This is a genomic window from uncultured Campylobacter sp., assembly GCF_963517995.1.
In the GTDB taxonomy this organism is placed as follows: domain Bacteria; phylum Campylobacterota; class Campylobacteria; order Campylobacterales; family Campylobacteraceae; genus Campylobacter_A.
In genome coordinates this window covers 1-10336 of record NZ_CAUQHQ010000081.1, presented here as the reverse complement: position 1 = coordinate 10336, position 10336 = coordinate 1, and the positions used below count along the sequence as shown (strand labels likewise).

The 10336-nt window shown below is 45.4% G+C and carries 13 protein-coding genes and 1 tRNA gene; 8 read left to right on the top strand and 6 right to left on the bottom strand.

Annotated elements, in window-relative coordinates; all coding sequences use genetic code 11:
- Positions 1–50 precede the first annotated feature (50 nt).
- Positions 51–126: transfer RNA gene (locus tag RYL88_RS08690), tRNA-Ala, on the top strand.
- Here the strand turns inward: RYL88_RS08690 and RYL88_RS08685 are convergent.
- From RYL88_RS08685 to rsmA, 4 genes are read right to left on the bottom strand one after another with little or no spacing between them, the layout of a single operon-like run.
- Positions 127–900: a pseudouridine synthase gene (locus tag RYL88_RS08685; protein ID WP_314990626.1), complete on the bottom strand. Its 774-nt coding sequence runs from the start codon at positions 898–900 to the stop codon at positions 127–129.
- Between the two features lies 1 nt (position 901).
- On the bottom strand, positions 902–1861 hold the full coding sequence (locus RYL88_RS08680; protein ID WP_314990624.1) for a KpsF/GutQ family sugar-phosphate isomerase: 960 nt from the start codon (positions 1859–1861) through the stop codon (positions 902–904).
- A 9-nt stretch (positions 1862–1870) separates the two neighbouring features.
- The gene (locus RYL88_RS08675; protein ID WP_314990623.1) at positions 1871–4021 is read right to left on the bottom strand and encodes a ribonuclease J; all 2151 of its coding nucleotides are present in this window, start codon (positions 4019–4021) and stop codon (positions 1871–1873) included.
- Positions 3969–4832 carry a 16S rRNA (adenine(1518)-N(6)/adenine(1519)-N(6))-dimethyltransferase RsmA gene (gene rsmA, locus RYL88_RS08670; RefSeq protein ID WP_314990621.1) on the bottom strand — a complete coding sequence of 288 codons (864 nt, stop codon included), beginning with the start codon at positions 4830–4832 and terminating at the stop codon, positions 3969–3971. Before rsmA ends, RYL88_RS08675 begins: the two co-directional genes overlap by 53 nt.
- Before the next feature lie 199 nt (positions 4833–5031).
- On the opposite strand from rsmA, the gene hisF reads away from it, so the two are divergent.
- The 7 genes from hisF to RYL88_RS08635 are packed head-to-tail and all read left to right on the top strand — an operon-like array spanning position 5032 to position 8912.
- Positions 5032–5787 (top strand): imidazole glycerol phosphate synthase subunit HisF, encoded by a 756-nt coding sequence (hisF, locus tag RYL88_RS08665; protein WP_314990619.1) that lies wholly within the window; start codon positions 5032–5034, stop codon positions 5785–5787.
- 37 nt (positions 5788–5824) lie between these two features.
- Complete coding sequence (locus RYL88_RS08660) at positions 5825–6490, top strand: purine-nucleoside phosphorylase (protein ID WP_314990617.1); 666 nt, start codon at positions 5825–5827, stop codon at positions 6488–6490.
- A complete protein-coding gene (gene rlmN / locus RYL88_RS08655) occupies positions 6487–7578 on the top strand; it encodes a 23S rRNA (adenine(2503)-C(2))-methyltransferase RlmN (protein ID WP_314990615.1) in 1092 nt (363 codons plus the stop codon). Before RYL88_RS08660 ends, rlmN begins: the two co-directional genes overlap by 4 nt.
- Positions 7575–7679 carry a cellulose biosynthesis protein BcsF gene (gene bcsF, locus RYL88_RS08650; RefSeq protein ID WP_314990613.1) on the top strand — a complete coding sequence of 35 codons (105 nt, stop codon included), beginning with the start codon at positions 7575–7577 and terminating at the stop codon, positions 7677–7679. The genes rlmN and bcsF overlap by 4 nt, the downstream gene beginning before the upstream one ends.
- A complete protein-coding gene (locus RYL88_RS08645; RefSeq protein WP_314990611.1) occupies positions 7660–7806 on the top strand; it encodes a hypothetical protein in 147 nt (48 codons plus the stop codon). Before bcsF ends, RYL88_RS08645 begins: the two co-directional genes overlap by 20 nt.
- 15 nt (positions 7807–7821) lie before the next feature.
- Positions 7822–7989, top strand: a complete 168-nt coding sequence (locus RYL88_RS08640; protein WP_314990609.1) for a hypothetical protein — start codon at positions 7822–7824, stop codon at positions 7987–7989.
- A gap of 2 nt (positions 7990–7991) precedes the next feature.
- On the top strand, positions 7992–8912 hold the full coding sequence (locus RYL88_RS08635) for a hypothetical protein (RefSeq protein ID WP_314990608.1): 921 nt from the start codon (positions 7992–7994) through the stop codon (positions 8910–8912).
- A 125-nt stretch (positions 8913–9037) separates the two neighbouring features.
- Here RYL88_RS08635 and RYL88_RS08630 read toward each other — a convergent pair whose 3' ends face one another.
- Both RYL88_RS08630 and RYL88_RS08625 read right to left on the bottom strand, forming a co-directional pair.
- The gene (locus tag RYL88_RS08630; RefSeq protein WP_314990606.1) at positions 9038–9319 is read right to left on the bottom strand and encodes a hypothetical protein; all 282 of its coding nucleotides are present in this window, start codon (positions 9317–9319) and stop codon (positions 9038–9040) included.
- Between the two features lie 349 nt (positions 9320–9668).
- Positions 9669–10336 (bottom strand): RNA pseudouridine synthase (locus RYL88_RS08625; protein WP_314990604.1); only part of this gene is annotated, 668 nt, incomplete at its 5' end.

The window sequence follows — 10336 nt, the reverse complement described above, 5'->3', positions numbered from 1 at the left end:
AAAATTTCGTAAGATAAAAATGATATAATTCCAAAATCCTTTCAATGATTGGGGATATAGCTCAGCTGGGAGAGCGCTTGAATGGCATTCAAGAGGTCGGCGGTTCGATCCCGCTTAACTCCACCATTAATATCTAATATTATTAACCTTCAAAAAATCTCTCAGCGCTTCATATTCACTGTTTTCAAAATATCGCCATTTACCAGGCCTTAGCATGCCAAGATCTACGCGCCCGAAACTAACGCGTTTTAGATCCATCACCTCAAGATCGAAATATCCGAAAAAGCGGCGCAGTTCGCGGTTTTGTCCCTCGTTTATCACGACTTTTAGCTTTGTAAAGCCGCCGCTGGCGCCAAAAATTTTATAGTCTAAAAACGGCCTAAATTCCATCGATTTTATCGCGGTTTTAGCATGCGCGCCCTTGGTGGCGTCCGCAGCGAAAAAACCCTCGTTCATCGCCGTTATCACTTCAGGCGTTATCTCGCCTTTTACCTTTAGATAGTATTCGCGCTCTACGTCGCTGTTCATCAGCGCAGTCGCGATCGCCGGGGCGTCCGTTAGTAAAAGTAGCCCCTCGCTAGCGTAGTCAAGTCGCCCGATACTAACAAATTTAGCAAACTGTCGGTCCAAGCCATCATAGATCGTTTTGCGTCCGCGGTCGTCCTTTTTACTAACTAACTCGCCTTTTTGTTTGTGATAAACGATCACCGTAAATTCTTTTTTTAGCCGCACGGGACGGCCATTTATCTTTACTTTATCCTCATCGCTAACACTCGTAGCTAGCTCGCTAACGACGCGACCGTTTACGCTAACTTTGCCCTGCTTTATGAGCTCGTCGGCCTCTCTACGCGAATAACTCGTGTTATGCGATATAAATTTATTTAGTCTGCTTTTTTGCATTTTATAGTCCTAAATTTGCAAGGTCGTGGATGTGCAGAACGCCTACGGGCACGCCGTTTTCCACAACGGCTAGGAGTTGGATCTTGTAGCGTTCGATAAGCGCTAACGCATCGATCGCTAACATCTCTTTATCGTTTAGCTCTTTTGGTTTTAACGTCGCGTATTTGATCGCGGCATCGTTTAGATCAAAGTCCTCTCTCATCAGCGCTCGCCTAAGGTCTCCGTCGCTTAAAATCGCATCCAAAACGCCGTCTTTATCCACGATGAGAACGGTGCCGAGTTTACCGTGCGTCATCGTATCGATAGCCTGTTTTAGGCTCGCATTCCAGCGAACTATCGGTAAATTTTCGCTTCGCATCACGTCTTTTACCTTTAAAAATAGCCTCTTGCCGAGACTTCCGCCTGGATGAAAATTTGCAAAATCCTCTTTTTTAAATCCGCGCTTTTCCATCAGACAAACGGCTAATGCATCGCCTAAGGCTAACGTTAGCGTAGTCGAGCTAGTCGGCGCGGCGTCCAGCGGGCAGGCCTCCTTGCTAACGTCAAGTTTCACAAACGCGTCGCTAAATTTGCCCAGCGTGCTAAATTTATCCCTCGTCATCGCGACTATCGGCACGCCGAAACGCTGCACGTGAGGCAGGATTTTGGTTAGCTCCTCGCTCTCGCCGCTAAAACTGATGGCTAGCAGCGTATCATCCTTGCCGATCATACCCAAATCGCCGTGCATCGCCTCGGTCGGATGCATGAAAAAGCTAGGCGTGCCCGTGCTAGCAAGCGTCGCAGCGATCTTGGCGCCCACGTGTCCGCTCTTTCCCACGCCCGTGACTACGACTTTGCCTTTGGTTTTGTATAGAACCTCAACCGCTTTTTCAAATTCGCCGTCTAAAATCTCGGCATTTCTCGTTAGCTCGTTAGCCTCCGTTCTTAACACGTTAGCGGCTATTTTTATTGTATCGATCATTTTGCGCCCTTACATCAGGTATATGATCGGCACGATGGTCGGGTATTTTTTGACTTTTCTAAATATATGCTTACGGATAACTTGGCGGATCTGGCCTTCAAGTATCCTACCGTCTTTCAAAAGCTCCTCTTTGACGTTGCTTAGATACTGCTCCAGCACGCCCTCCATCTCTTTTCTAAACTCGCCGTCTTGCTTATCTCCCACGAGTCCGTAGCTGATGACGCGAGGCTTGTTTATAAGCTTAGCGCCGTGGCGGGAAATTTGAGCGATGATCATTACGACGCCCGCTTCGGCCAAATTTTGCCTATCGATCACGACGTCGTCTGAAATTTGCTTGTTGATTTGGTTATCGATAAATACCTTGCCCGTTTTTACCGTTTTGGCGCGCTTCATGTATTTTTGGCAAATTTCCATCTGATCGCCGTCGCTCATCAGATAGATATTTCGCTCGTCCACGCCGCATGCTACGGCCGTTTCTTTATGCTTTGCGATATGGTTGTACTCGCCGTGGACCGGGAGGAAAAATTTAGGCTTTATTAGGCGCAGCATCAGTTTTTGCTCCTCTTGCGCCGCGTGACCGCTCACGTGTATCTCACTGAAGTCCTGATACGCGACGCTAGCACCTGATTTGATGAGGAAATTTAGCACCGTAGAGACGCTACTTTCGTTGCCGGGGATCGCCTTTGAGCTGATGATGATCTGATCGGTCGGCTTTATTTTGATGTATTTGTGCTCGTCGGTAGCCATGCGGTACAGCGCGCTCATCGTCTCGCCCTGAGAGCCGGTGGTAACTATCAGCACCTCGTTATCTTTAAATTTGCCGACTTCGTTAGCATCAATGAAAATTTTCTTATCAAGCTTGATATAGCCAAGCTCCATCGCCGTGTAGAGGTTGCGCTCCATGCTGCGACCGATGACGCAGACCTTGCGGTTGTATTTTAGTCCCCAATCGATCGCCTGATAGACGCGGTGGATGTTGGAGCTAAACGTGCTCATTATCACGCGGCCTTTGGCTTTAGAAAATATCGCGTCAAAGGTCTTACCCACGCTACTTTCGCTTTTAGTAAAGCCCTCTCTGTAGCTGTTCGTGCTATCGCTCATGAGGCACAGTACGCCGCGCTCGCCGTAGTATGCGAGTCTGCCAAGGTCTGTTGGGTAGCCGTCGATCGGCGTGTGGTCGATCTTAAAGTCGCCAGTGTGGATGATGGTGCCAGCCTTTGTCGTGATGGCTAGCGCGCTAGCGTCGATGATAGAGTGGGTAATGTGTATCCACTCGACCTCAAAATCTCCTATCAAATACGGCTTGCGCTTCTCCACCGAGCGGAAAAGCGAACGCTCCTGCTTTAGTCCGTGCTCTTCAAATTTGTTATTTATCATACCAAGCGGCAAGGGCGTAGCATAAATCGGAAATTTAAACTCTTTATAAAAGTAGGGCACCGCGCCGATGTGATCCTCGTGTGCGTGCGTGATGACGACGCCTTTTATCTTGTCTTTTATCTTGCGTACGTAGTCAAAGTCGGGAATAAGGATATCCACGCCGTGCATACTCTCGCTAGGAAAGCTCATACCGATATCCACGATGATCGCGCTCGTGTCGGTCTCAAATATCGTCATATTTCCGCCGATCTCGCCCAACCCGCCAAGAGGCGTGACGCGGATCCTGTGATCGGTCGAGTTTAGGTATTTCATCGGCTCGAGGCGTAGTTCATGGACGGCTTTGTTCGCCTCCATTGCGCTAGCTATATCTTGCTGCCATTGCTCGTTTCCGCTTAGCTTGGCGGGTAAATTTTTCTTCGGCTTTCGCTGTTTTTTAGGCTTAGCTTCTGCTGTTTGATTTTCGGCGTTAGCGGCTTGCTTGTTAGCGTTTTTATTTTCGCCTTGTACGCCGTTTTGGGAGTTTTGTTTGCCGTTTTTACTGCGATTTTTTTTGCCGTTTTGTTTGTTAGCGTTAGTATGTTCGCCGTTTTTGGCATGCTGTTCGCCGCCGTCAAAAGGCTCTAAAAAGAAATTATCTATCACGCTTTGACTGGCTTTTTGTTCGCCATTTTGCGCGTTTTGGTCCAAATTTTCTTGTTTATTTTTATTTCTCGGGCGAAATCTGCGCTTTTTATTGCTCTTGCCCTGAGAAACCACCGCTTTTTCTTCGTTCTTGTCGTTCATTATCTTCCTTTAAATTTTTAAATACTTCTAGATAAAGATCGACATTTAGCTCGTGCGGACGGATATTTGCGCTCAAATTTAGCAGGCTAAAAATTCGCTCGAGTTCAGACTTCTCGTAGCTTGAACTCAAATTTTTCATCAGCGTTTTTCTAGGCGCGCTAAAGGCGATTTTGAGGTAAGTTTTAAATTTTTCGTATTCAAATTTACTCTCAAATACTCCGGTTTCGCCTATTAAATTTTTACTTTTTTGCAGTTTTATAACCGAGGAAGTCACCTTCGGCGGTGGGTTAAAGCAGCTCGCATCCACGTCAAAAAGCAGCCCACAGCCGCCTTGAAGCGAGGCTAAAATCGCCAAAGAGCTAAAATCTCTATCGCCGCCTTTTGCGCTAAATTTGAGCGCGACTTCCTTTTGTATCATCACGACCAAGCCGCGACATTTCTCGTCTTCGATCGCGTTTAGGATCATCTTCGTGGCAACGTAGTAGGGCAGGTTTGCCGCTAAAAAATACGGCTCATCGCTCAGGCCGTCTTCGCTCCATTGATCTAGCGCGTCTTTGCAAAAAAGTTTCAATCGTCCGTTTTGAATTTCGTTTGCGAATTTTTTCTGCAGCAGCGCAAAAAGCTCGGTATCTATCTCGTAGCTAGTTACGCCGCAAATCCGCAAAATTCTAAATGTCAAATCACCTAAGCCAGGCCCAATTTCAACGATATTTTGCGTATCTTTGGGAATCGCTTGGATGATTTTATTTAGCGTCGCTTCGTCGTGTAAAAAATTTTGCCCGAAGCATTTTTTTGCTTTAATATTTTCCATTTTAACTCCGCAGAGTAGCGAAGCCACTCTTTACGGGCGGGAGCAAGCTCCCTGCACCCACCTAAAGCACACCGATGTTTGCGGCATCGGCGTAAATTTACCTTAAATTTTCGCCGATTCTACCCAAAAATATCTTATGTAATGATTAGATAAGTCAAATTTAGCTAAAATAAAGCCAAATTTTAGCTAAAGAAGAGCGATGAATCATTTTGCAAAACGCATAATCCCATGCCTAGACGTCAAAGACGGTCGCGTCGTAAAGGGCGTAAATTTCGTAGGTCTCGTGGATGCGGGCGATCCGGTCGAGATAGCCAAGCGATACAACGAGGAGGGCGCGGATGAGCTGTGCTTCCTCGATATCACGGCGTCGCACCTTGAGCGCGATACGATCGTGGACGTCGTAGAGCGGGTCGCGCGCGAGCTTTTTATTCCGCTAACCGTGGGCGGCGGCATACGCACGATTAACGATATCTCGCGCCTACTAAACGTCGGCTGCGACAAAATAAGCCTAAACTCGGCCGCGATCAAAAACCCGAATTTGATAGACGAAGCGGCGAATAAATTCGGCTCGCAGTGCGTCGTGGTCGCGATCGACGCAAAGAAAACGAGCAAGGGCTATAGCGTGTTTATAAACGGCGGAAGGCTAGATACCGGTAAAGACGCGCTTGCTTGGGCAAAAGAGGCGCAGGAGCGCGGTGCAGGCGAAATTTTACTCACGTCGATGGACTGCGACGGCGTTAAAAACGGCTTTGAGTTAAATTTGACGCGAATTTTTAGCGAGCTTGATATCCCCGTGATCGCAAGCGGCGGCGCGGGCAAAATGGAGCATTTTAAGGACGCATTTTTAGCGGGCGCGGACGCATGCTTAGCGGCGTCGATCTTTCACTTTAGAGAGATCGAGATTAGGGCGCTTAAAACTTATCTCAGACAAAACGGCATCGAGGTCAGACTGTGAAATTTGAGCTTAAATTTAGTGCGCAAAAGGGTAGGGCGTGATTATTTCGGCGGGGCGAAACGAGATTTTTCCATTCGCGCTACCGATGGGCGTCGGGCTAGTGGATATGAGCATAAATTTAACGGCGCTTTTGCAAAAGCGAGCTATGGTCAATGGGTGCGGTAGATACGAGCAAAATTTGACAGCTAATCGGCAGCTTGACGAGAGGCTAAATTTGATTGATTCGCCTATTTTGCAAAGCACAAAATCCGCACAAAATCCGGATAAAATTTTAAATGCGCTGCCGAGAGAAATCATTTTTATAGGCTCGGCAGGACTTTACAAGGAAGGTGAAATTTTTGAAATTTATGAGAGCTCGGCCGCGGCAAACATCGAAATTTCAAGCCTAGAAAACAAGAGCTATTCACCGATAGAAGGCGAGATCACTTCTATTGTTCCACGTGGAACATGCAAAGTGAATTCGTCAAATTTTATCACGACCGACCAAAATTTGGCTCATAAGCTTTTTGATCGCGAATATTTTTTAGAAAATATGGAATTTTTTGCCGTACTTAAAGTCGCGCAAAAATTTCAAATCCCGGCTTACGGCATATTTGTAGCGACGAATTTTTGCGACAAAAACGCACATGTCGATTTTATAAAAAACCACGAGCAAGCCAAAAAAGAGCTGGAAAACTACCTAAAACAAAAGGAAATCATTTGAAAAATTTGCTTGATTTTACGTTAGATGAGCTAAAAGAACAGCTCTCGCCGCCGTTTCGCGCGAAGCAAATTTTCGAATGGCTATACAAAAAAAACGCGACGAGTTTTGACGAGATGCTAAATTTGCCGAAGGATTTACGCGCAAATTTGGCGCAGGAGTTTTACCTCGACCCGCTAAAATGCGTTAAATTTGAGCAGAGCAACGACGGCTCGATCAAATATCTTTTTGAGCTCAAAGACGGACTGCGGATAGAAAGCGTACTACTGCCGATGAAAGAGGAGCTTAGCGACGGAAACGGCGAGGTGGCGCGTCACGCTCGTTATACGATCTGCGTTAGTTCGCAGGTAGGCTGCCGCATGGGCTGTTCGTTTTGCCTAACGGGTAAGAGCGGACTAACGAGAAACCTAACGCCGGGTGAGATCGTAGGGCAAATTTTGTGGATAAAAAGAGAAAATAAAATCCCCTACGAACGCCGCGTAAATGTCGTATACATGGGCATGGGCGAGCCACTAGACAATCTAGAAAACGTTAGTAAAGCTATAAAAATTTTAAAAGAAAACGACGGGTTAGCTATCGCGCCACGCCGCCAGACCGTTAGCACGAGCGGTCTAGGTAGCCAGATAAAAAAGCTCGGCGAGATGGATCTGGGCGTGCTGTTAGCGATATCTTTGCATGCCGTTACTAACGAGCTCCGCAGTAAACTGATGCCGATAAACAATGCCTACAAAATTGAATCCGTTATGGAGGCAGTGAGGGGCTTTCCGATCGATATGCGCAAGCGAGTGATGTTTGAGTACCTCGTCATAAAAGACATGAACGATGGTATAAAAGACGCTAAAAAGCTCGTTTCGCTGCTGCACGGCATTAAGGCAAAGGTAAATTTGATCTACTTTAATCCGCACGAAGGCAGCGAATACGGACGCCCGAACACGGCTGACATGAAGGCATTTCAGACGTACCTGCGAGATCATGGCGTAACCTGCACTATCAGGCAAAGCAAGGGCCTTGACATCAGCGCGGCGTGCGGTCAGCTAAAAGAGCGCGACAACCAAACAAGCGGCAAAACGATAGCCAAGGCGTCAAAATGACGCTACTTGATATATCCCAGATAGTTTTCGTCTGCGTTGTGGTTTTTACAGGGCTCGGTCTAATCATAAAGACGGCTTTTTATGACGAACGAAACCGATGATATAGCATTTTTAAGAGAGCAAATAGACAGAAATAACGACGACTCGTTTTTCGTTTTGCTCTATGATTTTTGCTATTTCGATAAGAAACTTTTTAAGAAAATCCTAAAAATTTGCCTAGAAACCTAGATAAAAGATAAAAATTTGCGTGCCGAAATTTTAGACATTTTACACTTTACCACCTATCTGATGCTCTGTCATCGCGACAAAAAAGATGCGTATAAGATAAAAAATTTCAAAAAAGTAGAAGAAAAATTCGGCGATTATTTTCAGATCATAAGGCAGATCGGTAGGAAATTTATAACGGAGTAACAATGAACGCGCAAAAAATAATGGACGAAATCGACGTATTTTTAAGCAAATCGCTACTTAAAAAATCAAAGATAACAAAAGCGCAAATCGTGGATTTCATAGAAACAAAATGGGCGGAAGCAGACGAGGAAAAGTACAAAATCTACGACGCATACATCTACGCGCACCGTATGATAAGCGAATACGAGGAGCTGAAAGACTGCGCCAACGTCCTACGCTGGATCGATGAGATGTATAAGTGCGATAAGGCAAAAGATAGACCGTCCTACGTGAAAGACTATTATAGAGGCGAGCGCTGTCTAGCCTGCGGCCAAAAAGAATCGGCGCTAAAATATCTGCAAAAAAGCTACGAAGCGGACAGGGATTACGTATTTGCCGGAGACGAACGCATCGCTAAATTTTTTAAAGATTATCTTGCAAATCCCGAAATTTTGCCTGAATTTATAGAAGAAGGATGCGATGAGGATGAATTTGAGGATTTTGGCTTTGAGATAGAACTTGAGCATTTCGGTAAAATTTTAGAGCAAGAGGCAAAATTTTGCTGCACGTTTCTAAACAAAAGAGGCGATGAGGTATACGAGCCAAGCCGCACGCACTCAAACGCGGTTGATTTTTTGAGGCAAAATCAGGAGGAAATTCTAAACGAAATCCTGACCGAGATTTTCAAAAATTATCCAAAATGGCAAAAAATTTACGACTATCCGAGCGAGACAAAGAGTGATTTTATACCAAATATCTGCGCGCCTCACGAGCTTGGCAGGCTTGTGGAGCTACAAAATATCTATATTTTACTTAGCGGCAGAACCGCGAAAATAGGCTTTGAGTTTAGCTGCTCGTGGGATATGGAGCACGGCCTAGGCGTGATGACGCAAAGCGGCAAAGTCGTAAAAATCGGCAACGGCGAGACGGCATTCGGCTTTTAGCCTTTGGCTATAAATTTGCCCGGCCGCCACGCGCAAATTGATTTTTACTCGTCAAAGGTTTTGTTTTTCGTGTGATAAAAGTATAGATACAAAAGCCCCAGCGGCGCGATAACAAAAGCAAAACCTTAACAAAGCAGCATGGTTATAAATTTTGCTACAAGTAAAAATAGCGCATTTACGAAAAATACGTTATCTCCAAATATAAAATCCGCGACGCTCTCATAAACAAATCGTGAATACGGATACAAAAAGGTATTTGCGATAAAGATAAAATAGCTAAAAATTCGCTTATCGCCTCCGTTATACATAAGCACTATAAGCAAAGCCGTAAAAATAGCCCCGAAAAATAGCTGCCGCAGGTAATAGGGCGAGCTAAGTCCGCCGAAAGTCTTTTTAATAAAACTCATGAAAAGTATCCTTGAATAAAATTTGCGTGATTTTTCTCTATAAATTTCCGCTTAATCCAACCGGTCGGTGTTAAAACCAGTTTCCAGCCGTCTAAATTTAAACGCGCGCTAATTAAAAAGGCCAAATCTACTAACGAAATTTACGTTAGTTTATCTTTTGAGCTTTTTATGCGAGCATATCGTGCCTAATCGCAGCTAAATTTTGCAGTATCGTTTTGCATTTGATGTTAGCACTGGCGGATGCCGCGTATCTAAAATTTACCGTTTTTATGCCGCAAAATTTTATAAAACTAGCGAACGGAAAATAAAATATCGGTCGTAAAAACGGCCTGTCAAATCGGCCCAAAATCTATCTGCGCTTTACGAGTTTATAAAATTCTTCTTCCGCGTCAAATTTGGATTTTATTTTGTACTCTACGCCGTCAAATTTAAAGCCAATTTCATCCGAATGCAGCAGCAACCTCGGCGCACCTGTTATCAAAATTCGCTCGCTTTCGCTCATCTCTTTATCTAAAATTTTCTCAATTTGCGGTCGCATTAGACCGTAGAGCGGTTCGCCTAAAATCTTATGTTCCACGTGGAACAAATGCAAACGAATTTGATGCTGTCTGCCCGTGAGCGGTACGGCTCGCACCAGAGTCGCATCGATATCGGCAAAATACTCTATCGGCGAAATCTCCGTCACAGCGCTTTTGCCGTCCTCGCAAATTCGCATTCGCATTTTTACATCGTCGTAGTCGTTTGCCAGATCCATATTTGCCTCGATACGCAAATTTTCGCTTATCTTTCCCTGCGCCAGCGCGACGTAGCTTTTACAAACCTGACGATTTTCAAAAAGTTTTTTCAAATTTACGACCGCATTTTTGTCTTTACCCACGACGATGAGTCCGCTCGTTTCGCAGTCTAGGCGGTGCGCGACTGAGGCCTCTCGGCCGTAGAGCGACCAAATTTCATCATTTAAAGAGTACTCGCAGTGTCTGCCGTTTGGGTGACTGAGCACGCCGCTGGGTTTATCGA